The following is a 26,495-nucleotide window of genomic DNA, read 5'->3' on the forward strand; positions in this document are numbered from 1 at the left end:
CAGCACTGGCTCGGCGCGGAGGGCATGCCCCGCCGCTACGCCGACTACCTGGCCTCGGACGGCTTCACCACGCTGAACACCGTCTCGACCATCGGGTCGTTCCTGCTCGGTCTGTCGATCCTGCCGTTCCTCTACAACGTCTGGAAGACCGCGAAGTACGGCGAGAAGATCGAGGTCGACGACCCGTGGGGCTACGGCCGTTCGCTGGAGTGGGCGACCTCCTGCCCGCCGCCGCGGCACAACTTCCTCACCCTGCCCCGGATCCGTTCGGAATCCCCGGCGTTCGACCTGCACCACCCGGACATCGCCGCGCTCGACTACCTCGAGTACCACGGTGAGCCGGCCAAGCACTTCGAGGGCGTCACGCCCGCGAAGTACGACGCCCCCGAGCTGGGCAAGGGCCTGAAGAAGGAGGGTGACGCCTGATGAAGGAACAGGGCAGGATCTTCATCGGTTTCGCCATCTTCATCCTGGCGATGGCCATCACCTACGGGGTGTGGACCAACCACTCCGACCTCGGTGTGGAGGCCGCCGGTACCACGGCGCTCTTCCTCGCCTTCGGCCTGTGCGCGATGGTCGGCTACTACCTCGCCTACACGGCCAAGCGGGTCGACACCGGCGCGGGCGACAACCCCGAGGCCGAGGTCGCGGACGACTCCGGCGAGCTGGGCTTCTTCGCCCCGCACAGCTGGCAGCCGCTCTCGCTGGCGATCGGTGGCGCGCTCGCGTTCATGGGCGTCATCTTCGGCTGGTGGCTGCTGTACTGGTCGATCCCGATCATCCTGATCGGCCTGTTCGGCTGGGTCTTCGAGTTCTACCGCGGTGAGGACCAGAACCAGTAGGTTCCCCTCCTCCGCACCGGGCGGCCGGGCATCCCTGACGGGGTGTCCGGCCGTTCGCGTTACGGCCTGCCAGGTGGTCCGCTCACCCGGTCGGGCCAACCCGGACTGCGGGCGCGGGCCGCCCGGGGCTGACTGTTCTTACGATCTGATAGGTCGTCCGTTCGAGGAGGCAGCCCGTGAAAACCAGGCACGGAGTCGCACTGACGGCCGTACTGATGCTGGCCCCGGTGGCCGGCTGCTCCTCCGGGAGTGCCCCGGCCGCGATACAGCCGGAGGGACCGGTGGACGTGAGCGGGCTGGTGCACACCTCGGCCGGCGGCGAGGTGGACCCGGCGAAACCTTTCAGCATCACCGCGGACCAGGGCGGCCACCTCACCGACGTCACCGTCACCGGAGCCGACGGCCGGGTGGTGGCCGGGCAGCTGGCGGCCGACCTGAAGAGCTGGCAGAGCACCAGCCGGCTCAAGGCGGGCACCAAGTACACGGTGCGGGTGGCCGCCGACGACGGCCGGGGCGGGCGGGGCGAGACCAGCAGCGAGTTCGGCACCGCGGCCGCGCAGCAGCTGCTCACCGCCGAGCTGGGCCCCGACTCCTCGGGCAGCGGTCTCTACGGCGTGGGCCAGCCGCTCACCGTGAAGCTCTCCGAGGCGGTCAAGGACCCCGCGGGGCGCCAGGAGGTCGAACGCGGCCTGACGGTGGTCTCCGAGCCCGCCGTGACGGGTGCCTGGTACTGGGTGGACGACAAGAACCTGCACTTCCGGCCGAAGGAGTACTGGCCCGCCAACGCGAAGATCCGGCTGAGCTACGACCTGCAGGGCGTGCCGGTCGCCGACGGCCTGTACGGCGGCGAGGCGGTCACCCGCTCACTGCGGACCGGCGACCGGGTCGAGGTGGTGGTGGACGCCGCCTCGCACTACCTGACGTACCGTCGCAACGGCCAGGAGATCAGGTCCATCCCGGTCACCACCGGCAAGCCCGGCTTCGACACCCGCAACGGCGTCAAGGTGGTGCTGGGGCAGGAGTCCCAGGTCCGGATGAACGGCGAGTCGATCGGCATCCGGGAGGGCAGCACCGAGGCGTACGACCTCCAGGTGCAGTGGGCCACCCGGGTCACCTGGAGCGGCGAGTACGTGCACGCCGCCCCGTGGTCGGTCGGCTCCCAGGGCGAGGAGAACGTCAGCCACGGCTGCACCGGCATGAGCACCGACAACGCCAAGTGGTTCTACGACCAGACCCGGATCGGCGACCTGGTCCAGGTCGTCAACAGCAAGGGCGCCACCATGGAGCGCTTCGGCAACGGCTTCGGCGACTGGAACGTCCCCTGGGACGAGTGGCTCAAGCACTCCGCCCTCGGCCAACCGGTCACCACGGCGGGGGCCCTGGGCAGCCAGGCAGCCGCCGGCGCTCCGCTGCTCGGCTGACGCGCGCTCAGGCGGCTTCGTCCAACAGGGTCGCGAAACCGTCCAGCAGGCGCTGCAGACCGAACTCGAACAGCCCGTCCAGGTCGAAGTCGTACGCGGTGTCGATCAGCCGCTCGAAGGACGGGTACCGGCCGTCGGCCAGCGCGGTCAGCAACGCGGGCTCCTGGGAGTCCAGCCACTCGTCGGCGTCCAGGCCGCTGGCGGCCTCGGCCTCGGTCTCCGCCTCGATGGTCACGGCGGTGCCCCGGATGTAGTTGAACAGGGTCAGGTGCGCGGTGAAGACCGTCGAGGTGTCGAGCCCGCGCCCCTCCAGCGAGGCCAGTACCCATTCGGTGAACGGGAGCGCGGCCGGCACCGGTCGCGGGCGGGTCAGCGAGAGCACCGGGGCCAGCCAGGGGTGGCAGCGGAAGATCCGCCAGAGCTGCCGGCCGGCCAGTTCGAGCCGGTCCCGCCAGCCGTCCGGCGCGGTGGCGGGCAGCGGCCACTCGGCGAAGGCCGCGTCCATCATCCGGGTCAGCAGCTCGTCCTTGTCGGCGACATGGCGGTAGAGCGACATGGTCGCCACGCCGAGCTCGGCGGCGACCCGGCGCATCGAGGCGGCGGCCAGACCCTCCCGGTCGGCGACGACGGTCGCGGTGCTGACGATCCGTTCGAGGGTGAGGGTCTGTGCGGGGGCGGTCCGTGCCGGGGTGGGCACCGCAACCGAGGCGCTCACCGGACGGTGCCGGGCCGCGACCACGGTGCCGACGCCCGGGACGGCGTGCACCAGCCCCGCCAGGCGCAGTTCGGTGAGCACCTTGGTGGCGGTCGCCATCGCGACGCCCCACTGCCGGGTGATCTCCCGGGTCGAGGGCACCCGGTCGCCGGGGGCCAGCTCGCCGGTCTCGATCCGCTGCCGCAGCTCGGCGACGATCCGGCTGTAGCGAGGCAGTTCCTGCTGGGTCACGCGCGCTCCTCCGTACTAGTGCACCTGAGTATGCCGTACTCCGTCCCTGGTCACCCGTGCACTAGTGCGCTTTCGCTCGAATATCCCTGTTGGGAAGGGTAGTTGGAGGCTTGCGAGTAGTGCGGCGTACGCCGTACATTCGACCGCATGGAGAACACCGACATCCTTGTTTCCGGGGCCGGTATCGCCGGCCCCGCACTGGCCTACTGGCTGCGCCGGGCCGGCTTCACCGCCACCGTGGTCGAACGCGCCCCCGCCCTGCGGCCGGGCGGCCAGGCCGTCGACCTGCGCGGCGCGGGCCGGGAGGTGATCACCCGGATGGGGCTGATGGACCGGGCCCGGGAGCTGAGTCTTGAGCAGCGCGGCCTGCTGACCGTCGACACGGCCGGGCGGGTCACTTCCCGGATGCCGGCCGACAGCTTCGGTGGGGAGGGGATCGTCTCCGAGGTCGAGATCCTCCGTGGCGATCTGGCCCGGCTGCTGTACGAGGCGACCCTGCCGGACACCGAGTACCTGTTCGGCGACACCGTCACCGGGCTGACGGAGGATGCGGACGGAGTGACCGTCACCTTCGAGCGGTCCGCCACCCGCCGGTTCGGGCTGGTGGTCGGCGCGGACGGGCTGCACTCGGTGGTCCGGGCACTGGCCTTCGGCCCGGAGGCCGGGTACGTCCGGCCGCTGGAGCTGTACACGGCCTGGTTCACCGTCACCGAGGAGCTGGGGCTGGACGGCTGGACGCAGATGTACAACACCCCCGGCGGCCGGGTGGCGACCGTCCGGCCAGGGCGGCTGCCGGGCGAGGTGCAGGCCGGGCTGAGCTTCCGGTCGGGGCCGGTCGACCACGACCGGCACGACATCGCCGGGCAGCGGGAGTTGGTGGCCCGGCGGTTCGCCGGGGCGGGCTGGCAGGTGCCACGGCTGCTGGCGGGGATGGCCGACGCGCCGGACTTCTACTTCGACTCGGTCGGCCAGGTGCACCTGGAGAGCTGGTCCCGGGGCCGGGCCGTGCTGCTCGGCGACGCCGGGTACTGCCCGACCCCGCTCACCGGGCTCGGCACCAGCCTGGCCCTGGTCGGCGCCTATGTGCTGGCGGGCGAGCTGGGCGCCGCCGGTGGCGACCACCGGGTGGCCTTCGCCCGGTACGACCGGGTGCTCCGCCCGTACGTGACCAGGGCTCAGCAGCTGCCGCCCGGCGGGGTGAAGGGCTACGCGCCGGCCGGCGCGCTGGCCATCCGGCTGCGGGACGCCTCGATGCGCTCGATGAACCGCTGGCCGATGCGGAACCTGATGGCCGCCCAGTTCGCCAAGGCGGGGGACATCGCGCTGCCCGAGTACCCCCTGACGGAGGCTCAGCGGTAGGCGAGCCCCAGTGCGGTGGTGACGGCCGCGAAGGCGTCGGTGTGGCTGAGGCCGAGGCGGGCGGCGCGTTCGGCGTACTCGGTGGCGGCTGCGGCGGCGAGGCGGTGGGCGGTGTCGCCGGTGGCGGCGATCAGGGTGCCGCGGCGGCCGTGGGTCTCGACCACGCCGTCGGCCTCCAGCTCGCGGTAGGCGCGGGCCACCGTGTTGGCGGCCAGGCCGAGTTCCTCGGCGAGGGCCCGGACGGTGGGGAGCTTGAGTCCGGTCGGCAGGGCCCCGCTCCGTGCCTGGTCGGCGATCTGGGCCCGGACCTGCTCGTACGGGGGAGTGGCGGCATCGTGGTCGACGGACAGCTGCACGGGGTCTCCTGACGGTTCGTTGGTCTCAACATACTGGCGCGTACAAAGGCCGACGGCCCGCACCGGGAATCCGGGACGCCGACCTTGCGCTTGACGCCGTTCTCGTCGAACTCGGCCGGCAGCTCGATCGGCTGCGGCTGCTCGTGAGCGGTGTACGTGTGCAGCTTGGCCGCGGGCAGCTGGGCGTGCACCTCGACGAACTCACCGTGCGGCAGGCGCTTGATGACGCCGGTCTCGCGACCGTGCAGCACCTTGTCCTTGTCGCGACGCTGGAGGCCGAGGCACCAGCGCTTGGTGACGAAGAAGGTGATCACCGGCACCACGAAGAAACCGACCCGCACGAAGTACGTGATGTCGTTCAGCGAGAGGTGCAGGTGGGTGGCGAGCAGGTCGTTGCCACCACCGATCAGCAGTACCAGGTACAGGCTGATCCAGGCCGCGCCGAGACCGGTGCGGACCGGGGCGTTGCGCGGGCGGTCCAGGATGTGGTGCTCGCGCTTGTCGCCGGTCGCCCAGCTCTCGATGAACGGGTAGACCGCGATGGCGACCAGCACCAGCGGGAAGATCATCAGCGGCACGAACACACCCAGGTTGAGGGTGTGGCCCCAGAGGCCGATCTCCCAGCCCGGCATGATGCGGATCAGACCCTCGGAGAAGCCCATGTACCAGTCCGGCTGGGCGTCCGTGGACACCTGGTCGGGGCGGTACGGGCCGTACGCCCAGATCGGGTTGACCGTGGCGATCGCCGAGACGGCCGCGATGATGCCGAAGACCAGGAAGAAGAAGCCACCGGCCTTGGCCATGTAGACCGGCATCAGCGGCATGCCGACGACGTTCTTCTCGGTCTTGCCCGGGCCCGCCCACTGGGTGTGCTTGTGGTAGAAGACCAGGATCAGGTGCGCGACCAGCAGGCCGAGCATGATGCCGGGGATCAGCAGCACGTGGATGGTGAAGAACCGCGGCACGATGTCGGTGCCGGGGAACTCCCCGCCGTACAGGAACATCTGCAGGTAGGTGCCGACCAGCGGCACGGCCAGGACCGCGCCCTCCATGAAGCGGACACCCGTACCCGAGAGCAGGTCGTCGGGGAGCGAGTAGCCCATGAAGCCGTCGAACATGCCGAGGAACAGCAGCAGGAACCCGAACAGCCAGTTGATCTCGCGCGGCTTGCGGAACGCGCCCGTGAAGAAGACGCGCATCATGTGCACGAGCATCGCGGCGACGAAGACGATCGCGGCCCAGTGGTGGATCTGACGGATCAGCAGGCCACCACGGACCTCGAACGAGATGCGCAGGGTGGAGGCGTACGCCTCCGACATCCGGATGCCGTCGAGCGGGGCGTAGGAGCCGTGGTAGACGGTCTCGCCCATGCTCGGGGTGAAGAACAGCGTCAGGTAGACGCCGGTCAGGATGATGATGATGAAGGTGTAGAGGCAGATCTCACCGAGCATGAAGGACCAGTGGTCCGGGAAGATCTTCCGCAGGTTGGACTTGGCCAGGGTGTAGAGGCCGAGCCGGCCGTCCACCCAGTCCGCGGCCGACTCCGCCTTGTTGGCGGGCTTGGCACGGGTGCTGGCCGGCTTTGCGGCACCCTTGGTGCTGCTCGCGGTCATCGGCTGCGCTCCCAGTAACTCGGGCCAACGGGCTCGTCGAAGTCGCCGGTGGCGACCAGGAAGCCCTTCTCGTCAACAGTGATCTTCAGCTGCGGCAGCGGGTGACCGGCCGGGCCGAAGATGACGCGGGCGCCGTCCGCCAGGTCGAAGGTCGACTGGTGGCAGGGGCAGAGCGCGTGGTGGGTCTGCTGCTCGTAGAGGCTGACCGGGCAGCCGACGTGGGTGCAGATCTTCGAGTAGGCGAGGATGCCCTCGAAGCCCAGTTCGGCGGACTGCTTGTCCTTGAGGTCCCCCGGAGCGATCCGGACGAGCATCAGGGCGTCCTTGGCGATCTGGACCTGGAAGTCCTCGGCGTCCTCTTCGAGGCCCTCGGGCTTCGCGAAGCTCAGCGAGCCGACGGTGATGTCCTCGGGCTTCATCGGCTCGTCGGTGTTCATGTTGATCAGCTGGATCGGCTTGGCCGGGGTGGCCTCGTTCCAGCCGGTGTGCTCCAACTTGTCCTCGGGCAGCGGCCCGAGGTCGCGGAGCAGCACCACACCGGAGAGCGGCACCAGGGCCATCGACCCGATCAGGGTGTTGCGGATCATCTTGCGGCGGCCGAAGCCGGACTCGGCGGCGCCGGTCTTGAACTGCTCGATGACGTCCGCGCGGACCTCGTCGTCGGCCTCGATCGCGTGGCGCTCGGCCGGCAGCTCGTGGTCCGACATCAGGGTGCGGGCCCAGTGGACCGCGCCCGCGCCGATGCAGAAGAGCGCCACCCCGAGGGTCAGGCCGAGCGCGAAGTTCAGCGCGCTGACGTGACCGATCGGGAAGATGTAGACGATCTTGTCGATCGGGAAGATCACGAAGGACGCGATGAACCCGACGGTCGACAGCATCGACAGGATGAAGAGCAGCGAGACCTGACGCTCGGCCCGCTGGGCAGCCCGCTCGTCGATGTCGGTGCGACGCGGCTCGTGGGCCGGCAGGCCCGGGTCGGCGAACGGGTCACCGTGGGCGGCGACTTCGGTGCCGTGGGAGTCGTGCGACTCCGGCAGAGTGTCCTTGGACATGTCGTGGCTCATGACTTCTTGGCCTTGGTGGTGTGGGCGGCGACCCAGATCGCGATCGCGATCAGGCTGCCGAGTCCGAAGATCCAACCGAACAGACCCTCGGTCACCGGGCCGAGGCTGCCCAGGGTCAGACCGCCGGGGTTGGGCTCGTCGTTGGTGGTGTGGCGGACGAAGGCCACGATCTGCCGCTTCTGCTCCTCGGGCATGATGCCCTCGGGGAAGGAGGGCATGTTCTGCGGGCCGGTCTGCAGGGCCTCGTAGATGTGCTTGGGGTCCACGTTGTCGAGGGCGGGAGCGTACTTGCCCTGCGAGAGGGCACCGCCCTGGCCCGCGAAGTTGTGGCACTGGGCGCAGTTGGTACGGAACAGCTCGCCGCCCTTGGCGATGTCGTCCGGGTTGGTGGAGGTGTACTGCTCCTTGGTCGGAGCGACCGGGCCGGGGCCGAGCGAGGCCACGAAGGCGGCCATCTGGTCGATCTCGGGCTGGGAGTAGATGGTCTTCTTCTTCGGCACCTGGGCGCCGGGCTGCTGGGCCGGCATCCGGCCGGTGCCGACCTGGAAGTCCACCGCCGCGGAGCCGACGCCGACCAGGCTCGGACCGTCCGAGCTGCCCTCGCCGTTGAGACCATGGCAGGAGGAGCAGCCCACGGCGAAGAGCTTCTTGCCCTCCTCGATCGCGAGCGTCTGCACCGAGCTGTCGGCCTGCGCCTTCTCGGCGGGCGCGAACGCGGCGTACAGCCCCCCGGTGGCCGCCAGGGCGAAGAGTAGGACGACCAGCGCCGCCAGTGGATGGCGCCGTCGTGCGGAGAGCTTTTTCACGGATTAACCCCGGGGTCAGGATCTGGTCGGCTGGTGGGCGTGCCTCGCGGCCCGGTCTGCCCGGGTCGGCTGCGGGGACGCGCGCGGTCGGTCGGTGCGGGTACGGCTCCGGCCGTCGGCCAGCGACCTGATCAGCTGGTTACTTGATCAGGTAGATGGTCGCGAACAGGGCGATCCACACGACATCGACGAAGTGCCAGTAGTACGACACCACGATCGCGGCGGTGGCCTGCTCGTGCGTGAACCGCTTGGCTGCGTACGTCCGTGCCAGGACCAGCAGGAACGCGATCAGACCACCCGTCACGTGCATGCCGTGAAAGCCGGTGGTCAGGTAGAACACCGTGCCGTACGCGTCCGAGGACAGCGAGAGGCCGTCCTTCTTGACCAGCTCGGTGTACTCGAAGATCTGGCCGCCGATGAAGATCGCGCCCATCACGAAGGTGATGATGAACCACGAGCGGAGCTTCTTCACGTCACCGCGCTCGGCGGCGAAGACGCCGAGCTGGCAGGTGAGGGAGGAGAGCACCAGGATCGTGGTGTTCACCGAGGAGAAGGGCACGTTGAGGGCGTGAGCCTTCTCGGCCCAGAACTCCGCGCCCTTGACCGAGCGGAGCGTGAAGTACATCGCGAACAGGGCCGCGAAGAACATCAGCTCCGAGCTCAGCCAGACGATGGTTCCGACGCTGACCAGGTTCGGCCTGTTGACCGCTCCGTGCGCGTGTCCGGTTTCTGTTGCTGTTGCTGTCGCCACGACGGACATTATGTCGGTCCCTTATTCCGTCTTCACGCCGGGGGGTGTACCTCGGAGTGTCCGGTGCGTGCGGTATGCCCTGTTGGCAGCCGACGGGGCGTCGGACGAGGGCTCCGAGGAGGTGGTGTCCCATTTCTGACGGTTCATTGACGGCAGGTGTACCCGTTCGCTCCGCGTGTCCCTGCGGGGCGCGGGGGTGCCGGTCGGCTAGCGGGTCCGCCGTACGAGTGGAACAGCACTTCTGGGGTGACGATCCGTCGCCCGTGTGCGCGACGGGCGTGGCGGCTCGTCCGAGGGAGATCGCGCCAGAGGGTCACCACGAGGGGTGTGCGGGAGTAGCATCCGGAGGTGAACGTGGTCCGGGTCACACCGGGCCGGAGTACAGCCATATAAGAGGACGAGTACCCGGGAGCAGGGCCCATGGCGCACACGACCGACGAGACGCTCACCGTCCTCGTCTACAGCGACGACCGGAACACCCGTGAGCAGGTCACCCTCGCGCTGGGCCGCCGCCCCGCCGCCGACCTCCCCGAGGTCGACGTGCTGGAGTGCGCCACGGTGCCCGCCGTGCTCCGCGCTCTGGAGAAGGGCGGGATCGACCTCTGCGTGCTGGACGGCGAGGCCGTCCCGGCCGGCGGCCTCGGGGTGGCCCGGCAGGTCAAGGACGAGATCTACGGCTGCCCGCCGGTGCTGGTGCTGATCGGGCGCCCGCAGGACTCCTGGCTGGCCGCCTGGAGCCGGGCCGAGGCCGCGATCTCCCACCCGGTCGACCCGGTGGCGCTGGCGGAGGCCGCCGCCACCCTGCTCCGGGCCCGGGTGGCCAAGCGCACCCCGGCCCACCGCTGAGGGGCCGTCAGCCCGGTGTCTCACCTGTAGAGAAGCACCCCGCATCCGGGTACCCCGGATCGCTAGGCTGGCTCCAGCATCCCCGATCGAGAGCTGGAGTCAGCCATGGTGAACGCACAACCTGCGAACGGCGGTAGCGACCCCACGCAGGTGGTCCGCACCTGGCCGGACCTGCTGAGCGCACTGCTGGCCGGGCAGGACCTCGGCCAGGGCGACACCGCCTGGGCGATGGACCGGATCATGGGCGGCGAGGCCACCCCCGTCCAGGTGGCCGGCTTCGTGGTCGCGCTCCGGGCCAAGGGCGAGACCGTGGACGAGATCGCCGGCCTGGTCGACTCGATGTACGCGCACGCCGTGCAACTGCACATCCCAGGACCGGCGGTGGACATCGTCGGCACCGGTGGCGACCGCGCCAAGACGGTGAACATCTCCACCATGTCGGCGATCGTCGCGGCCGCCGCCGGAGCCAAGGTGGTCAAGCACGGCAACCGCGCCGCCTCCTCCGCCAGTGGTGCCACCGACGTGCTGGAGAAGCTCGGCATCAGCCCGGACGTGACGCCCGCCCGGGTGGCCGAGATCGCCGAGGAGGTCGGCCTGACCTTCTGTCCGGCGCCGATGTTCCACCCGGCGATGCGGCACGCCGCCCCGGCCCGCCGTGACCTCGGGGTGCCGACGGCCTTCAACATCCTCGGCCCGCTGACCAACCCGGCCCGGGTCACCGCGCACGCGATCGGCTGCTTCGACACCCGGCTGGCCGGGCTGATCGCCGGTGTGCTGGCCCGGCGCGGCGCCACCGCACTGGTCTTCCGGGGCGACGACGGCCTGGACGAGCTGACCATCTCCACCACCTCGCACGTCTGGCTGGTGAAGGACGGTCAGGTCGCCGAGACCACCTTCGACCCGCGTGAGGTCGGCATCGAGCCGGTCGGCATCGAGGCGCTGCGCGGCGGCGACCCGCAGTTCAACGCGGACGTGGCCCGCCGGATGCTGGCGGGGGAGCGCGGCCCGGTCCGGGACGCCGTCCTGCTGAACAGCGCCGCCGCGCTGACCGCGCTGGAGCTGACCGACGCCCCGCTGCCCGAGCAGCTCGCGGCCGGGATGGTACGGGCCGCGGCCGCCATCGACTCGGGTGCGGCGGAGGCCCTGCTGAAGGACTGGGCGGCGGCCACCACCCGTTCCTGAACAGCGAGTTGAGGGCCCGGCAGACTGTCTGCCGGGCCTTCCTGCTGTCCGGATGGCGGACATCTGTTTGACCACTTCTCGGCGGCTCGCCTAGAGTCCTCGGCAGGTCATGAGTGACAGCGACAAGCCCCAGCTTGCTGTCCGGCAACCCTCCGTCCGTGGCGGGGTGCCCTGGGTGAGGACCGGGCTCCGCGGCGAACCGTCCGCGTGGCAAGCGCGGACGTCGGCGGCACAGCTGCACCCCGAGGTCCCGGACCTTTCCAGGAGTGCACCCTCATGTCCGTTTCCACCGAAATCTGCGCCCCGCTCGCCGTCCTCGGCCACGACGTCCAGGTCCCGCTGGTCTCCGGCGAGAAGGTCTCCTACGCCGCCCTGGACTACGCCGCCAGCTCCCCGGCGCTCCAGCGGGTCTGGGACGACGTCGCCGCTTACGCCCCGTACTACGGCAGCGTGCACCGCGGCGCCGGCTACCTCTCCCAGCTCTCCACCGACCTGTTCGAGCAGAGCCGCCGCACCGTCGAGGAGTTCCTCGACCTGCGCGAGGGCGACCAGGTGGTCTTCACCCGGGCCACCACCGACTCGCTCAACCTGCTGGCCGGTGTGCTGCCGGCGGGCACCCGGGTGTTCGCCTTCGAGACCGAGCACCACGCCTCGCTGCTGCCCTGGCGCCGGGACGGCCTGACCGTCAGTTACCTCCGGGCCCCGCGCTCGCACGCCGAGGCCGTCGCCGCACTGGACGCCGCGCTGGCCGAGCAGCCCGCCGAGCACCGGCTGTTCTGCGTCACCGGCGCCTCCAACGTCACCGGCGAGCTCTGGCCGGTCGCCGAGCTGACCGAGGTCGCCCACCGGCACGGCGCCCGGGTGGTGCTGGACGCCGCCCAGCTCGCGCCCCACCACCGGGTCTCGGTGCGGGAGTTGGGCGTGGACTGGATCGCCTTCTCCGGCCACAAGCTGTACGCCCCGTTCGGCGCCGGGGTGCTGGCCGGGCGCAGCGACTGGCTGGACGCGGCCGAGCCGTACCTGGCCGGCGGCGGCGCCAGCCGGACGGTGGCCCGCGAGCTGGACGGCTCGGTCGCGGTCGAGTGGCAGACCGGTCCGGCCCGGCACGAGGCCGGCTCCCCGAACGTGATCGGCGCCTACTCCATCGCCTCCGCCTGCCGGGCGCTGACCGAGGCCGGGTTCGACGCGCTGGAGGCGCGCGAACAGCAGCTGATCGACCGTCTGCAGGCCGGTCTGGCCGCGATCCCCGAGGTCCGGGTGCTCAGCCTGTTCGGCGAGCAGGCGGCCCGGGTCGGGGTGCTCTCGTTCGTGGTGCAGGGGTGGAACAGCTCGCACTTCTCGGCGGCGCTCTCGGCCGAGTACGGGATCGGCGTCCGGGACGGGCTGTTCTGCGCCCACCCGCTGGTGCGGACCCTGCTCGGCGGCGAGGAGACCGCACCGTCCGAGTGCGGGGCGCCGGAGCCGTCGCTGCCCGGCGAGCGCAGCCTGAACGCGATCCGGGTCAGCTTCGGCGCCGGGACCCCGGACGAGCACCTGGACCGCTTCCTGGCGGCCGTCCGCGACCTGGTCTCCGACGGGGCGGCCTGGACCTACCGCAACGAAGGCGGGCGCTGCGTGGCCGACACCCGGCGGTAAGAGGTGCACTACCAGGGGCTCGGGGCCCTGCTGATTGGCGGCTCCGCCGCGGGGCGACGCCGACCTCGTGCAAGGTGATCGTCGCGTAGGTGGGCAGGCACTTTCGCAGTGACCCCGGCGCCAGATCTCCTCGCAGTTCCCCGAGCCCCTGGGTAGTGCAACCTGCTGTCTGCTCTATTCGTCCAGGCCGAGGGCGAAGGCGGCTTCGAGGTCGTGCTTGGAGTAGGTGCGGAAGGCGATCTGGGTCTCGGTGTGCTCGACGCCCGGGATCTTGTTGAGGCGGCCGGGGATCACTGCGGCGAGGTCGTCGTGGTGCCGGACCCGGACCATCGCGACCAGGTCGTAGCCACCTGTCACCGAGTAGACCTCGCTGACGCCCTCGATCGAGGCGATCGCCTCGGCGATCTCGGGAATCCGGTCGACGCTGGTCCTGATGAGCACGATCGCGGTGATCACTCTGTCGCTCCTGTCCGTGGGTTCCGGGCCAGCGTAACGGTGACCCAGGTGGCCAGGTACCCGGCGGCGAAGCCGATGACGTGCACCGGGTAGGCCACCCCGGGGCCGTCCTGCCGGACCGAGAGCCACTGCAGCAGGAACCAGAGCCCGAGCACCAGCCAGGCCGGGAAGCGCAGCGGCAGGAAGAGCAGCAGCGGCACCAAGGTGGTGACCCTGGCCCGGGGGTACAGCCGCAGGTAGCTGCCGAGCACCCCGGCGATCGCGCCGGAGGCCCCGACCAGCGCCCGGACCGACTCCGCCCCGTGCGCCTCCGCCAGCGCCCAGCCGTAGGTGGCCAGGTAACCGACCGTCAGGTAGCCGAGCAGGAACCGAACCCGGCCGAACCGCTGCTCGACGCCGGGGCCGAAGACGAACAGGAACAGCATGTTCCCGAGCAGATGCAGCCACCCCGCGTGCACGAACAGCGAGCTGAGCACCGAGAGCACCGGGATCTTCCGGGGCGTCCCCGGCGGTGGGCAGTCCGCGGTGGCCGGGGGCAGCTGCGCCAGCTGACCCGCCGTCAGCGGCCGGTTGGACAGCAGCTCGGCGGGCACCGCGCCCCACCGCTGCTCGTACCGCTGCTCGGCGCAGACCCGGGCCGGGCCGGTGCCGTAGCGGGGGTTGAGACCGAAGCTCGGGCCGGTCAGCAGGGTCAGCACGCTCAGCCCGATCAGCGTGAAGGTGACGACCGGCGGGCGCTCCGGTGTCCTGCCGTCCGGAGCGTCGAGGTGGTCCAGGACAGGGGTGGCCATAGCGAACAGCATTCCTCCGGGCGGGCCGGCCGACACCGTCCGGTACTGCGGGTGGCCTACTGCCCGCATCACGGACCAGGTGGACCTGGGAGAACCGGCAGGCAATAGGCTTGGCCCTCCGGACCCTGGGTGACCGCCGTAAGGCGGCACCAACGAGAGGACTTGGCAGAATGACGATCGCCGCCCCGACCGCTGAGACCCGCTGGCGCTGCACCCTCTGTGGCAACCTGACCCGCTTCGACGTGACCCGGTCCTCCAAGGTGGTGGAGTTCCTGCACTTCGACCTGGCGGGTGACTCCAAGGTGGAGGAGACCGAGGTGCTGACGGAGACGCTGGAGTCGGTCCGCTGCCGCTGGTGCAACGCGGTCGACCAGGTCGAGCTGGTGGCCCGTCCGGACGCCGAGCAGGCGGCCCAGGAGCAGCAGGAGTCCTGACGCAGTGCACCGGCCGGGCCCGCGCGGAGTGTGGCGCGGGTCGGGTCGGGGCACGGTAACCGCGACAATTGCAGAGAGCGGTGTGTTTGAGGGCAGCGGCAACCAGCCGTACGGACCCCGCGCAGCAGGATCGGAGCCGAGGACGTGGTGGACGCAGCAAGGGGGGCGGCCGAGTCGCAGGAGCAGCCTCCCGCGGCCACGACCCCGGCCGCCCAGGGACCGGCCGACGCCCTGCCACCCGCTCCGGCCGGCAGTCCCGCTCCCACGGCCGACGCCGCTCCCATGGACGACGCTGCTCCCGCCGGCGGCCCCGAACAGCTCGGCCGGCCGCTGCCCGAGGGCGTGCGGCACCGGGTGGTGGGGATCGCCGCCGACGCGCTCGGTGGCCTGCCGGCCGCCGAACTGCCGGTCTCACTGCGCCAGTACGCGAAGTTCACCCCGGCCCGGCGGGCCAAGTACGCGGCCACCGCACTGGCCGCCGCGCTGGAGGCGGACCCGGCCTTCCGGGTGCGGATAGCCGATCGGCTCCGGCTCGGGCAGCCGGATCTGGTGAAGGCGCTGGAGGCGGGCAGTGTGCCGGGCGCCGCCGACCCGATGGACGTCGCGGCGGCCGCCTATCTGCTCCGGCCGACGGGCTGGGCCCGGCTGGTCACCGAGGCGGGCGAGCAGGTCGAGCGGGCCGGCGCCGAGGGCGCGGCGGCCGAGGCGGCCCGGCTGGTCGAGAAGCTCCAGGAGGAGCTGGCCGAGCTGCGTACCCAGTCCAGGGCCGACCTGGACCGGCACCGGGCCGACTCCGAGGGCGTACGGCGCGAGGCCGAATCGCTCCGGAAGAAGGTCCGCACGCTGGAGAGCGACACCCGGCGGGCGCAGGCCGAGGCCCGCAAGGTGCAGGCGGAGCTGACCGAGGTGCGGGCCGCGGCGGCCGTCGAGCACGGTACGGCCGAGGCCGAGGCCCGTCGGCTCCGGCACCGGATCGCCGAGTTGGAGACCGCCCTGGAGGCGGGCCGCCGTTCGGCCCGGGAGGGCCGCAGTGTCGAGGACATGCGGCTGCGGCTGCTGCTGGACACCGTGCTGCAGTCCGCCCAGGGACTCCAGCGGGAGCTGGCGCTGCCGGTGGCGCAGATCCACCCGGCCGATCTGGTGGACGCGGTGGCACCGGCCTCGGCCTCGCCGCACGACGTGGCCCGCCGGGCGCTGGCCGAGGACGACCCGGCGCTGCTGGACCAGTTGCTGGCGATCCCTCAGGTCCACCTGGTGGTGGACGGCTACAACGTGACCAAGACCGGGTACCCGACGCTGCCGCTGGAGCAGCAGCGGATCCGGCTGCTCGGCGGTCTGGCGATGCTGGCCCAGCGCACCCAGGCCGAGGTGACCTGTGTCTTCGACGGCCAGGACCTGGACGTGCCGGTTATCCTGGCACCGCCGCGCGGGGTCCGGGTCCGGTTCAGCCGGACCGGCGAGACCGCGGACGAGCTGATCCGGCGGCTGGTCAGGGCCGAGCCCCAGGGGCGTGCGGTGGTGGTGGTCTCCACCGACAAGGAGGTCGCCGACGGCGTGAAGAAGGCCGGCGCGCGCCCGGTGGCCTCGCTGCTCCTGCTGAAGCGGCTGGCCAGGCCGTGAATGTGGCTGACGGCTGGTCAGGGCAGGGTGACCGGCTTGTGTCGGTCCGGTGAATTCCGGTCTGCGGACGGAAGTTCGTGGCGGTAGGGGAGTGGCGCACCCGTGACAACTTCACTAGGGTCTGGCGTCAAACCTATATTCTGGACATGCACCCGAACGGGTGAGATCGGGTCCAGGAGTGATGAAGGAGCTCTTCCTTTGGCTTCCCACCGTCGTCCCAAGCAGGCGAGCCGTGCACGGGTGTCCGTGCTGACCGCTGCCGCAGCGACCGCGGTCGCGCTCTCGGCGCAGGCGGGTGCGTATGCGGCGCCGGCCAAGCCGAGCAAGGACGAGGTCAAGGTCCAGGTCGACCAGCTCTTCAACGAGCAGGAGCAGGCTGCCGAGCGCTTCAACGGCGCCAAGGAGCGGACCGAGCAGCTGCGCAAGCAGGCCGACCAGCTGCAGGACCAGGTGGCTCGTGGGCAGGAGCAGATGACGCAGCTTCAGGGTGGCCTGGCGGCGGTGGCGGCGCAGGAGTACCGCGACGGTGGGGTGGATCCCTCGGTCGCGTTGATGCTCTCCTCCGACCCGGAGAACTACCTGACCAAGGCGTCCAGCGTCGACCAGGTGAACCAGACCCAGACGCAGACCCTGAAGTCGCTCCAGGACCAGCAGCGCCGCCTCGACCAGCAGAAGGTCGAGGCCGCGGAGACGCTGGCCGAGCTGGACCGCAACACCAAGGTCCTGAACGACGCCAAGGCCGAGGTCCAGAAGAAGCTCGCCGAGGCCCAGCAGTTGCTCAACTCGCTGAGCGCGGCCGACCGGGCGGCGATCCAGGGCGAGCGCTCCTCGCGCGGCGCCGAGCGGATCGACGTCGGCTCGCTGCCGCGCGCAGCCGGCTACGCGGGCGTGGCGGTCGGCGCCGCGATGGGCAAGCAGGGCAAGCCGTACGTCTGGGGCGCCACCGGACCGAACTCCTTCGACTGCTCCGGCCTGATGGTCTGGGCGTACGCGCAGGCCGGCGTCTCGCTGCCGCGCACCTCGCAGGAGCAGGCCTCGGTCGGCACCAACGTCGGCACCAACATCGCCAACGCGCAGCCGGGCGACCTGGTGATCTACCACTCCGACGCGCACCACGTCGGGATGTACATCGGCAACGGCCTGGTGGTGCACGCGCCGCACACCGGTGACGTGGTGAAGGTGATGAAGGCCGACGCGATGACGATCAAGACCATCCGTCGGGTCTGATCCACCGTCAGCCTGATACGGCATAACGGACATCTCCCCATCAAGGCTCACAACTGACGCCTTGTGACACGCGCGGGCCCGCCAAAACCTCCCTGTGATCTGGGACACCTTTGGCGGGCCTCGCTGTGACCACATCCTGAGAATTCATCGGCGCAGCGTACATTTTCGATCACGCTCGGTCGTAATCACCAAAGAATCACGACTTCATTCCGACTTTTTTCCTACAAGGATTTGAACCGATCACGGTTGGGTTACTAGGGTCCTTCTCGAACCACCGCACAGTCGATCACCCAGCCTGGGTGGCGGCGGGGGTTACCGCCGAGTCCGAGACACAGCGAGGCAGTCCAACTGCCTTACGGGGAAGCCCCAGCGAGGGCGCTGTCGATCGGAGCCGGGGAACCACGTTCCTCGGGGTGAATCGGCGCCAGGCTGACGGACCGTCGCAAGACGGCTCGGCGGTGAGGCGTCGTAGGGCATCTCTTCCAGCCCGAACCCGTCAGCTCACCCGGTAGGCGGACGTAGGAAGAAGGAGCCGGCCTTCGTGGCGTCCCATCGTCGTCCCAAGCCTGCCAGCCGCACCCGCGTCTCGATCATCACGGCGGCCGCTGCTGCTGCAGTGGCACTGTCCGCCCAGACCGGTGCGCATGCCGACCCGACTCCCACCAAGGACGAGGTCAAGTCCCAGGTCGACCAGCTGCACGAGCAGGCCGAGGACGCGACCGAGAAGTTCAACGCGGCCACGGAGAAGCAGCAGACCCTGCAGAAGCAGGTCGCCGGCCTCCAGGACGAGGTGGCCCGGCAGCAGGCCCAGGTGACCACCCTTCAGGGCACCCTGGGTGAGATCGCTGCCGAGCAGTACCGGACCGGCGGGATATCGCCGACCGTCCAGCTGATGCTCTCCAGCAGCCCGGACGCCTTCCTCGGCCAGGCCGACTCGCTGAGCCAGCTCGGTACCTCGCAGGCCGACACCCTCAAGACGCTGAAGGGCGAGCAGACCAAGCTCGACCAGCAGAAGTCCGAGGCCCAGAACAAGCTCGCCGACCTGGAGCGGACCACCCAGGAGCTCAAGGCGGGCAAGGACGAGATCCAGGCGAAGCTGGCCTCCGCGCAGGCCCTGCTCGACACGCTCAGCAAGAAGGAGCAGGACGAGCTGCGGGCCGCCGAGGCCAAGGCCGCCGCCGACTCGGCCGCCAAGGCTGCCGCCGCCGCCCCCAAGACGGACGACTCCGCCCGGGCCTCCCGCTCGGAGACCCGGACCGACCTGAGTGGTCTGCCGGCCGGCTCCTACGCCGCCATCGTGATCGCCGCCGCCGAGGCGCAGATCGGCAAGCCGTACGGCTACGGTTCCGTCGGCCCGAACAGCTTCGACTGCTCCGGCCTGATGGTCTGGTCCTTCAACAAGGCCGGGATCTCGCTGCCGCGCACGTCGGAGTCGCAGATGGGCGCCGGCCAGAACATCGGCACCAACATCGCCGACGCCAAGCCGGGTGACCTGATCATCTACCGCGGGGGTGGCCACGTCGGCCTCTACGTGGGCAACGGTCAGATCGTGCACGCGCCGCGCACCGGCACCCTGGTCCGGCACGAGTCCGCCACGGTGATGCCGATCACCCGCATCGTCCGGGTCTGACCCCCCGTCAGACAGGCCCCACCCGCAGGCCCGGCCCCGTGCCGGGCCTGCGGCGTTTCCGGGGGGCCGAGCAGATGTCCGATTGGTGGTCAAATATTCGGCACTGTAGGGGTTTGGACTAGATCGCTGCGACTCGCTAACGTCTGCCCCCGGACCTTCGCAAGGACAGCCGCCCGACCGGGGCGGCGGCGGTGGCCCGGCGCAGGAACGGAGCCGCCGCCGGTATGTCGACGTACAGTCGTTCTCCCCTGCCAGGTGCCCGCCGGTTCACCCGGGCGCTGGTGTTCACCGCCGCGGCCACCACGGTGCTCGGAATGGCCGCGGCCGGTGCCGCCGGGGCCGCTCCCGGCACCCCGGCCGAGCCGCCGACCCGTAAGGACGTCAAGGCCCAGGTCGACCAGCTCTACGAGGAGGCCGAGCAGGCCTCGGAGAAGTTCAACGCGGCCCTGGAGCAGCAGCGTCAACTGCAGGCCGACACCGGCTCGCTGCAGAACCAGGTGGCGGCCGGCCAGGACGAGCTGAACAGACTGCGTTCCGGGCTCGGCTCGGTGGCTGCCGCCCAGTACCGGGCGGGCGGCATCGACCCGGCGGTCCAGCTGATGCTGGACTCCGATCCGGCCGGCTACCTGTACCGGGCCCGCACCCTGGACCAGTCGGCGGAGCGGCAGAACGACACCCTGCGCCAGGTGATCGACAGTCAGCGGCGGCTCGACCAGCGGCGGGCCGAGACCACGGCCAAGCTGGCCGAGCTGGAGTCCGTCCGGCGCACCCTGAACGAGAGCAAGCAGGAGGTCAAGCAGAGGCTGGCCAAGGCCCAGCGGCTGCTGAACTCGCTGGGTGCGGGGGAGCGGGCCAGGATGGTCGACGACGACGCCAGGGACGCCGCCAAGCGGGCCGCCCGGGGGGCCGAGCGGCTCGACCTCGGTAACCTGCCCGCCGCCTCCGACCGGGCCGCCGCAGCGCTGGCGGCCGCCAGCGGCAAGATCGGCTCGCCGTACGTCTACGGCTCGACCGGGCCCCGTACGTTCGACTGCTCCGGTCTGATGTACTGGGCCTGGCGGCAGGCCGGAGTGACCCTGCCGCGCACCTCGCAGCAGCAGGCCGGCGCGGGGCAGCGGATCAGCCTTGCCGAGGCCCGGCCGGGAGACCTGGTGATCTTCTACAGGGACATGCACCACGTCGGGATGTACGCCGGCGGCGGTGTGGTGGTGCACGCGCCGTACCCGGGCGCGCGGGTCCGCTACGAGAGCGTCAGCGCGATGCCCGTCTCCGGGGTGGTGCGGGTCTGAGCGGTGCCCGGCCGTCGGCCGCCGACCCGACCCCGGAGGCCGGGGCGCGGGCCGGCGGTGCCGTGCTGTCGCGCCGGGCCGCGCTGCTGCTCGCGGCGGCCGGTCTGGTGCAGCTCTCGCCGCCGTCGGCCCGGCCGGTGGCAGTGCCCCTTGTGGCCCCGGCCACCTCGGCCGGTGCCGAGGCGGTCCCGGTCCGGCCCCGGATCGAGGCGCTGCTCGCCGACCGGGCCACGGCCCTGCTCCGGCTGGACCGGAGCGCGCTGGCGGCCGGGGTCGCCCCGGCCCACCGGGCCGCCGAGCAGGCCGGGCTGGCCCGGCTGGCCCAGCTCCCGCTGGCCGAACTCTCCTACCGGATCACCGACTTCACCGAGCCGGTCGGTGCCGCCCTGACCCTGACCGCCGAACTCGGCTGGCGGGTGGCCGACTTCGACGACCACCCGGCCGTCCTGACCCGGCGGATCGGCTTCGAGCTGACGGACGGCGAGTGGCTGCTGACCACCGACCAGCCGGTCGGCGGCGCCGCGCTCTGGGACCTCGGCGAGGTCCGGGCGGTCCGCGGCGGGCACAGCATCGTGCTGGGCCAGGCCGAACCGGCCGCGCTGGCCGCGGCGGCGGCCACCGCCGACCGGGCCGTCCCGCTGGTGACCGAGGTCTGGGGCGGGGACTGGGCGGGCCGGCTGCTGCTCGGCCTCCCGGCCACCGGCGAGCAGTTCGCCGCGCTGCTCGGGGTCTCCGCGGCCGGGTACCAGGGCATAGCCGCCGTCACCACGGCCGCCGCCGGGGCACCGCTGCACAGCCCGGCCGACCGGGTACTGATCAACCCGCAGGCGTACGCCGGGCTCAGCGAGCTGGGCCGCCGGGTGGTCACCGTGCACGAGGCGACCCACGTCGCGACCCGGGCCGACACCCGGCCGTGGACCCCGCTCTGGCTCTCCGAGGGGGTCGCCGACTACACCGGCTACCGGGGCACCGGCCGGAGCCCCCGGCAGATCGCGCCGGAGCTCGCCAGGGCGGCCGCGGCCAAGGGCTTCACGGCGGTGCTGCCGACCGACGCCGACTTCGCGGCCGGCTCGGCCGGCATCGGCCTGGCGTACGAACTCGCCTGGTCCGCCTGCGACCTGATCGCCCGCCGGTTCGGCGAGCAGCGGCTGGTCGGCTTCTACCGGGCGGCCGGGGCCACCGAGCCCGTCGGCGGCCGGGAGGAGTGGCTGGACGGGCTCTGTCGGGCCCGTCTTGGCCTAGGGCTGGCCGACTTCACCCGGCAGTGGGGCGAGGACCTGCACCAGCGCTACGCGCACTGAGCGCGGGGGTCACTGACGGACGCTCGCGCTGTCGATCCCGTCCAGCAGGTCCTGCTCGTAGGCGATGCCGGGCCGGACCGGATACCCGGCCGGCACCGGTGCCTCCAGGGCGGGCGGCAGCACCAGCGTCCGGACCGGCTCCACGGCCCGGGTGGAGCGCCAGAGCCGGACGCAGGACAGGATCGCGGCGGCCAGCAGCAGCAGGTTTCGCACCGTCAGCGCCACCACGCCCCACACCTGACTGTTCACCACCTGGTTGAACAGCATCGGGAACTCGAGCGTGGTGAACAGCGTCGCGGCCAGCACCAGCAGGGCCACCGGCCGCTGGCTGGTGCCACGCACCGTCAGACAGACCGCCGTCAGGCCGACCACCCAGACCAGGTACTGCGGGCTGATCACCCGGCTGGTCACGGTGAAGATCAGCAGCGCGGCCAGCGCCGCGTCGAAGGTGGTCGCGGTCTGCCAGCGCTTGGCCCGCAGCCGCCAGAACAGCAGCCAGGCGAAGCCGATCACGCTGGCCCCGACCGAGACCTTGGAGATCACCGTGACCCACGGCCCGAGCATCTCCACCGAGCCGTAGTTCATCTTCACCTCGCCGTGCCAGCCACCGGCCAGCCGGGCGAAGTGCAGCGGCAGCGCGCCGAGCGACTCCACCTCGATGCCCCGGTCCCGCTGGAACTTGAGGAACTCGAAGGCGCCGTTCATACCGGCCGCGAGCAGGAAGCCCAGCGCGCTGAACGAGGCCACCGCCGCCGTCCAGGAGCGCCTGGTCCGCCGCCCCTTCGGGGTGCCGATCAGCGCCAGCACCGGCCAGACCTTGATCAGCCCGCCCAGGCCGAGCAGCACACCGCCGAGTGCGGGTCGCCGCAGCACCAACAGCAGCCCGGCGACCGCCAGCGCGGTCACCACGATGTCGTACCGGCAGTAGACCGTCGGCCCGAGCAGCGGCACTCCCGCGACCCAGACCCAGGCGCCGGTGAAGCTCCGGCCGCGTCGCGTCCCGGCCCGCATCAGCAGGCCCATGGTGAGGGCGTCGACCAGCCCGCAGACCACCCAGAACGAGACCAGGTAGGACCAGGGCAGCAGGCCAGGCAGCAGGATCACCAGGGCGGCGCCCGGCGGGTACTGCCAGGTGACGTCGTCCAGCGGGAAGGTGCCGGTCTGCAGCACCTGGTACCAGCCGTGGTAGATCACCGAGACGTCGGCGGTCACGTCGGCACCGGAGATGCTGACCAGGCCGAGCACCATCAGCACGATCAGTACCCGGGTGGCCAGCCAGCCGCCCGCCAGGCCCCAGAGTGCGCCGCCCGCCGGTGACGTCGCCGGGCCGCGGTCGGCACCGCCCGCGCTGATACCGGTGCTCCCGGTCGGGGCCAACTCCACCGCACTCCCTCGTTCGACTTGGTGCGCGCCGCGCAGATCCACCCCCGAGCCCCCGTCCGTTCTCGCCGTGCCGTCTCCGCAAGCATCGACCGGCCCGGGCTGCCCACCCTAATCAATAGCGTGGCTGCACCTGCCGGTCGCGTTCCCGGCACACCGGGGCGTTGACCTATGGTACGGATCAGCGAGCGGTACACCGAGCACCCCCCGACCGAGCGAGCCGTGGCATGCACAAGACCTTGATCGTCACCAACGACTTCCCGCCCCGGCCCGGCGGTATCCAGGCCTTCGTACACAACATGGCGGTGCGCCAGCCCGCCGGCAGCATCGTGGTGTACGCCTCGACCTGGCGGGACGGCTCCGAGGTGGCGAAGTTCGACGCCGAGCAGCCGTTCCCGGTGATCCGGGACCGGACGAAGATGATGCTGCCGACCCCCCGGGTCACCCGGCGGGCCGCCGAGATCCTCCGAGCCGAGGGCTGTGACTCGGTCTGGTTCGGCGCCGCCGCACCGCTCGGCCTGATGGCCCCCGCACTGCGGCGGGCCGGCGCGGGCCGGCTGCTCGGCATGACGCACGGTCACGAGGCCGCCTGGGCCCAGCTGCCGGTCGCCCGGCAGCTGCTCCGCCGGATCGGCGCCGGCACCGACACCCTGACCTACCTCGGCGAGTACACCCGCTCCCGGATCGCCGCCGCGGTCGGCCCCGAGGCGGCCGCCCGGATGGTCCAGCTGCCGCCAGGTGTGGACGAGCAGACCTTCCGCCCCGACTCCGGCGGCGCCGAGATCCGGGCCAGGCTCGGCCTGACGGACCGTCCGGTGGTGGTCTGCGTCTCGCGGCTGGTGCCGCGCAAGGGGCAGGACACCCTGATCGCCGCGCTGCCGCAGATCCTCCGGGACGTGCCGGACGCGGTGCTGCTGATCGTCGGCGGCGGCCCCTACCAGGGCGAGCTGGAGAAGCTCGCCGAGGCCACGGGCGTCAGCGCCTCGGTCCGCTTCACCGGGGCGGTGCCCTGGTCGGAGCTGCCCGCCCACTACGGCGCGGGCGACGTCTTCGCGATGCCCTGCCGCACCCGCCGGGGCGGCCTGGACGTCGAGGGCCTGGGCATCGTCTACCTGGAGGCCAGCGCCACCGGCCTGCCGGTGATCGCCGGGGACTCCGGCGGGGCCCCCGACGCCGTCCTCGAGGGCGAGACCGGCTACGTCGTCCCCGGCGGCTCCCCGGAAGCGGTCGCCGAACGGATCGTACGGCTGCTGCACGACCCCGAACTCCGCCGCACCATGGGCGAAGCGGGGCGCCGCTGGGTCGAACGCTCCTGGCGCTGGGACCTCCTGGCGGGGCGGCTGACGGCACTGCTCGCAGCAGATTAGGCAGGGGCTCAGGCATCTACGGTCAGGGGCTCGGGGAACTGCGAGGAGATCTGGCGTTCGGGCGTCGCAGTTCCCCGAGCCCCTGGCGTGTGCCAACTGGGCGTCCTGCCAAGGGTCTAGCGGCGGTAGAGGCCCTCTACTTCGGCGGCGAAGTCCTTCATGACCACGTTGCGCTTGAGCTTGAGCGAGGGCGTGAGGTGCCCGCTCTCCTCGGAGAAGACGGTGTCCAGGACGTGGAACTTCTTCACCGCCTCGGCCTGCGAGACCGCCTGGTTGCCCTCGTCCACGGCGGCCTGAACGGCCGACAGCAGGTCGGGATCGTTTCGGAGTTCGGCGAGGGTCGCGTCGGCGGGCTTGCCGGTGAGCTCCTTCCACCTCGGGAAGAAGTCCTCGTCGATGGTGATCAGGCAGGCGATGAACGGCTTGCGGTCGCCGACCACCATCACCTCACCGATCAGTGCGTGGGCCCGGATCCGGTCCTCGATCACGGCGGGGGCGACGTTCTTGCCGCCCGCGGTGACCAGGATCTCCTTCTTCCGGCCGGTGATGGTCAGGTAGCCGTCGCCGTCCAGGCTGCCCAGGTCGCCGGTGGCGAACCAGCCGTCGCGCAGCGCGTCCGCCGTGGCGGTCGGGTTGTTCCAGTAGCCGGTGAAGATCTGCGGGCCCTTGAGCAGCACCTCGCCGTCCTCGGCGATCCGGACCGCGGAGCCGGGCAGCGGCTGGCCGACGGTGCCGATCTTCGGCCGGTCGTGCGGGTTGAAGGCGGTGGCCGCGCAGGTCTCGGTCAGGCCGTAGCCCTCCAGCACGGTGAAGCCGATGCCCCGGTAGAAGTGGCCGAGCCGCTCGCCGAGCGGGGCGCCGCCGGAGATCGCGTGGGTGGCCCGGSCGCCGAGGGCGGCCCGCAGCTTGCTGTAGACCAGCTTGTCGAAGACAGTGTGCTTGAGCCGCAGGCCGAGGCCCGGGCGGCCGTGGTCGAGGGCGCGGCTGTACGCGATGGCGGTGTCGGCCGCCTTGTCGAAGATCTTGCCCTTGCCGTCGGCCTGCGCCTTGGCTCTGGCGGTGTTGTAGACCTTCTCGAAGACCCGGGGCACGCCGAGGATCAGGGTGGGCCGGAACGCGGCCAGCTCGGCGGTGACGTCCTTGATCTCGGAGACGTGGCCGAGCTTGATCGGGGCGATCACGGCGGCGATCTCGGCGATCCGGCCGAGCACGTGGGCCAGCGGCAGGAAGAGCAGCACCGAGCTGTGCCCGGTGCGGAACAGCGGCTCCAGACGGGCCGTCACATTGCCCAGCTCGGCCAGGAAGTTGCCGTGGGTGAGCTGACAGCCCTTCGGGCGCCCGGTGGTGCCCGAGGTGTAGACGATGGTGGCGATCGAGTCGGCGGTCGGCACCGAGCGGCGCTCGGTGACCGTGCTGTCGGCGACCTTCGTGCCGGCCGCGGCCAGCTCGGCCAGGGCGCCGCGCTCGATCTGCCAGGTGTGGGCCAGCTCCGGCAGCCGGTCGCGCAGCCCGGCCACCACGGCGGCGTGGGTGTCGGTCTCGGTGACCACGGCGACGGCGCCGGAGTCGCCGAGGATCCAGGCGACCTGCTCGGCGGAGGAGGTCTCGTACACCGGCACGGTGATCGCACCCGCGCACCAGATGGCGAAGTCCAGCACGGTCCACTCGTAGCGGGTGCGGGACATCACGCCGACCCGGTCGCCGGGGGCCACGCCCGCCGCGATCAGGCCCTTGGCGGTGCGGCGCACCTCGGCGAGGAACTGGGACGCCGTCAGATCCACCCACTGTCCGTCCAGCTTGCGGCTGAGAACCGCCACGTCCGAGTGCTGCTCGGCGTTCTGGTGGACCAGGTCGGAGAGGTTACCGCCGCTCGGTACCTGGTAGCGGGCCGGAAGGCTGAACTCGAGCAAGACTGCTCCTCGTCTGCGACGCTGCGGGACGGCAGGACGTTACTGCCCGGTAGGTGAGATTGGCCAGAGTTGCCCGGCCCGGTGTTCGAAGAGTCACACCGGCGACCTCACCAGGTACTGCCGACTCGCACCCTATGACAGCGCACGGGTGACCCGCCGGTAGCCCGGACAGCCGTGACCTGGACGGATGCCCCGCCGGGCAAGCGGGCGGCGGCAGCGCGATAGCCTTCCCTGGGCGCAACACCTGTAACAGGACAGCGGAGGCCGTG

22 protein-coding genes, 2 pseudogenes and 2 riboswitches are annotated in these 26,495 nt (G+C 71.3%); of the genes and pseudogenes, 14 read left to right on the forward strand and 10 right to left on the reverse strand.

Annotated elements, in window-relative coordinates; all coding sequences use genetic code 11:
* The 3 genes and pseudogenes from ACXJMZ_RS24400 to ACXJMZ_RS24410 form a co-directional block, all read left to right on the forward strand.
* Positions 1-426: pseudogene (locus ACXJMZ_RS24400) on the forward strand (cytochrome ubiquinol oxidase subunit I); the annotation flags it as partial.
* Positions 426-842 carry a cytochrome c oxidase subunit 4 gene (locus ACXJMZ_RS24405; RefSeq protein WP_457032192.1) on the forward strand — a complete coding sequence of 139 codons (417 nt, stop codon included), beginning with the start codon at positions 426-428 and terminating at the stop codon, positions 840-842. The pseudogene ACXJMZ_RS24400 and the gene ACXJMZ_RS24405, both read left to right, overlap by 1 nt.
* A gap of 176 nt (positions 843-1,018) precedes the next feature.
* Entirely contained in the window at positions 1,019-2,263 is a 1,245-nt protein-coding gene (locus ACXJMZ_RS24410; protein WP_457032193.1) for an Ig-like domain-containing protein, read from the forward strand.
* A 7-nt stretch (positions 2,264-2,270) separates the two neighbouring features.
* Here ACXJMZ_RS24410 and ACXJMZ_RS24415 read toward each other — a convergent pair whose 3' ends face one another.
* Positions 2,271-3,209 (reverse strand): TetR/AcrR family transcriptional regulator C-terminal domain-containing protein, encoded by a 939-nt coding sequence (locus ACXJMZ_RS24415; RefSeq protein WP_457032194.1) that lies wholly within the window; start codon positions 3,207-3,209, stop codon positions 2,271-2,273.
* Between the two features lie 147 nt (positions 3,210-3,356).
* Between ACXJMZ_RS24415 and ACXJMZ_RS24420 the strand changes: the two genes are divergently transcribed.
* Positions 3,357-4,568: an FAD-dependent monooxygenase gene (locus ACXJMZ_RS24420; RefSeq protein ID WP_457032195.1), complete on the forward strand. Its 1,212-nt coding sequence runs from the start codon at positions 3,357-3,359 to the stop codon at positions 4,566-4,568.
* On the opposite strand, the gene ACXJMZ_RS24425 is transcribed toward ACXJMZ_RS24420, so the two are convergent.
* The 5 genes and pseudogenes from ACXJMZ_RS24425 to ctaE form a co-directional block, all read right to left on the reverse strand.
* Complete coding sequence (locus ACXJMZ_RS24425; protein WP_457032196.1) at positions 4,559-4,924, reverse strand: GntR family transcriptional regulator; 366 nt, start codon at positions 4,922-4,924, stop codon at positions 4,559-4,561. The two genes, ACXJMZ_RS24420 and ACXJMZ_RS24425, sit on opposite strands and share 10 nt — an antisense overlap.
* An 80-nt stretch (positions 4,925-5,004) precedes the next feature.
* A pseudogene (gene qcrB / locus ACXJMZ_RS24430) lies at positions 5,005-6,537 on the reverse strand (cytochrome bc1 complex cytochrome b subunit); the annotation flags it as partial.
* Positions 6,534-7,589, reverse strand: a complete 1,056-nt coding sequence (gene qcrA, locus ACXJMZ_RS24435) for a cytochrome bc1 complex Rieske iron-sulfur subunit (RefSeq protein ID WP_457032197.1) — start codon at positions 7,587-7,589, stop codon at positions 6,534-6,536. The gene qcrA and the pseudogene qcrB, both read right to left, overlap by 4 nt.
* An 8-nt stretch (positions 7,590-7,597) precedes the next feature.
* The gene (gene qcrC / locus ACXJMZ_RS24440; protein ID WP_457032198.1) at positions 7,598-8,407 is read right to left on the reverse strand and encodes a cytochrome bc1 complex diheme cytochrome c subunit; all 810 of its coding nucleotides are present in this window, start codon (positions 8,405-8,407) and stop codon (positions 7,598-7,600) included.
* Positions 8,408-8,546: 139 nt separating this feature from the next.
* Complete coding sequence (gene ctaE / locus ACXJMZ_RS24445) at positions 8,547-9,167, reverse strand: aa3-type cytochrome oxidase subunit III (RefSeq protein WP_057233011.1); 621 nt, start codon at positions 9,165-9,167, stop codon at positions 8,547-8,549.
* A 411-nt stretch (positions 9,168-9,578) separates the two neighbouring features.
* Between ctaE and ACXJMZ_RS24450 the strand changes: the two genes are divergently transcribed.
* The 3 genes from ACXJMZ_RS24450 to ACXJMZ_RS24460 all read left to right on the forward strand — a co-directional run bounded on the left by ACXJMZ_RS24450 (position 9,579) and on the right by ACXJMZ_RS24460 (position 12,821).
* On the forward strand, positions 9,579-10,004 hold the full coding sequence (locus tag ACXJMZ_RS24450; RefSeq protein ID WP_457032199.1) for a hypothetical protein: 426 nt from the start codon (positions 9,579-9,581) through the stop codon (positions 10,002-10,004).
* Between the two features lie 105 nt (positions 10,005-10,109).
* On the forward strand, positions 10,110-11,186 hold the full coding sequence (gene trpD, locus ACXJMZ_RS24455) for an anthranilate phosphoribosyltransferase (RefSeq protein ID WP_457032200.1): 1,077 nt from the start codon (positions 10,110-10,112) through the stop codon (positions 11,184-11,186).
* Between the two features lie 105 nt (positions 11,187-11,291).
* Positions 11,292-11,409, forward strand: a riboswitch (SAM riboswitch).
* Between the two features lie 53 nt (positions 11,410-11,462).
* Entirely contained in the window at positions 11,463-12,821 is a 1,359-nt protein-coding gene (locus ACXJMZ_RS24460) for an aminotransferase class V-fold PLP-dependent enzyme (protein ID WP_457032201.1), read from the forward strand.
* Positions 12,822-12,995: 174 nt separating this feature from the next.
* Here ACXJMZ_RS24460 and ACXJMZ_RS24465 read toward each other — a convergent pair whose 3' ends face one another.
* Positions 12,996-13,277 (reverse strand): Lrp/AsnC family transcriptional regulator, encoded by a 282-nt coding sequence (locus ACXJMZ_RS24465; protein ID WP_057233015.1) that lies wholly within the window; start codon positions 13,275-13,277, stop codon positions 12,996-12,998.
* On the reverse strand, positions 13,274-14,068 hold the full coding sequence (locus ACXJMZ_RS24470) for a rhomboid family intramembrane serine protease (RefSeq protein ID WP_457032202.1): 795 nt from the start codon (positions 14,066-14,068) through the stop codon (positions 13,274-13,276). The genes ACXJMZ_RS24465 and ACXJMZ_RS24470 overlap by 4 nt, the downstream gene beginning before the upstream one ends.
* A 170-nt stretch (positions 14,069-14,238) precedes the next feature.
* Here ACXJMZ_RS24470 and ACXJMZ_RS24475 point away from each other — a divergent pair, with 170 nt between their 5' ends.
* The 6 genes from ACXJMZ_RS24475 to ACXJMZ_RS24500 all read left to right on the forward strand — a co-directional run bounded on the left by ACXJMZ_RS24475 (position 14,239) and on the right by ACXJMZ_RS24500 (position 21,569).
* Positions 14,239-14,502, forward strand: coding sequence for a hypothetical protein (locus ACXJMZ_RS24475; RefSeq protein WP_057233017.1), 264 nt, complete (start codon positions 14,239-14,241; stop codon positions 14,500-14,502).
* 282 nt (positions 14,503-14,784) lie between these two features.
* A complete protein-coding gene (locus tag ACXJMZ_RS24480) occupies positions 14,785-16,122 on the forward strand; it encodes an NYN domain-containing protein (protein WP_457032226.1) in 1,338 nt (445 codons plus the stop codon).
* Positions 16,123-16,320: 198 nt separating this feature from the next.
* A complete protein-coding gene (locus ACXJMZ_RS24485; protein ID WP_457032203.1) occupies positions 16,321-17,349 on the forward strand; it encodes a C40 family peptidase in 1,029 nt (342 codons plus the stop codon).
* A 366-nt stretch (positions 17,350-17,715) separates the two neighbouring features.
* Positions 17,716-17,880, forward strand: a riboswitch (cyclic di-AMP (ydaO/yuaA leader).
* Between the two features lie 10 nt (positions 17,881-17,890).
* The gene (locus tag ACXJMZ_RS24490) at positions 17,891-18,979 is read left to right on the forward strand and encodes an NlpC/P60 family protein (protein WP_457032204.1); all 1,089 of its coding nucleotides are present in this window, start codon (positions 17,891-17,893) and stop codon (positions 18,977-18,979) included.
* Positions 18,980-19,203: 224 nt separating this feature from the next.
* Positions 19,204-20,268, forward strand: coding sequence for an NlpC/P60 family protein (locus ACXJMZ_RS24495; protein ID WP_457032205.1), 1,065 nt, complete (start codon positions 19,204-19,206; stop codon positions 20,266-20,268).
* A 62-nt stretch (positions 20,269-20,330) separates the two neighbouring features.
* A complete protein-coding gene (locus ACXJMZ_RS24500; RefSeq protein ID WP_457032206.1) occupies positions 20,331-21,569 on the forward strand; it encodes a hypothetical protein in 1,239 nt (412 codons plus the stop codon).
* Between the two features lie 9 nt (positions 21,570-21,578).
* On the opposite strand, the gene ACXJMZ_RS24505 is transcribed toward ACXJMZ_RS24500, so the two are convergent.
* The gene (locus ACXJMZ_RS24505; protein WP_457032207.1) at positions 21,579-22,952 is read right to left on the reverse strand and encodes a glycosyltransferase 87 family protein; all 1,374 of its coding nucleotides are present in this window, start codon (positions 22,950-22,952) and stop codon (positions 21,579-21,581) included.
* Between the two features lie 224 nt (positions 22,953-23,176).
* Between ACXJMZ_RS24505 and ACXJMZ_RS24510 the strand changes: the two genes are divergently transcribed.
* Entirely contained in the window at positions 23,177-24,316 is a 1,140-nt protein-coding gene (locus tag ACXJMZ_RS24510) for a glycosyltransferase family 4 protein (RefSeq protein WP_457032208.1), read from the forward strand.
* A gap of 116 nt (positions 24,317-24,432) precedes the next feature.
* Here ACXJMZ_RS24510 and ACXJMZ_RS24515 read toward each other — a convergent pair whose 3' ends face one another.
* Positions 24,433-26,226 carry an AMP-dependent synthetase/ligase gene (locus ACXJMZ_RS24515; protein WP_457032209.1) on the reverse strand — a complete coding sequence of 598 codons (1,794 nt, stop codon included), beginning with the start codon at positions 26,224-26,226 and terminating at the stop codon, positions 24,433-24,435.
* Positions 26,227-26,495: the final 269 nt, after the last annotated feature.

The organism is Kitasatospora sp. P5_F3, from assembly GCF_054049135.1.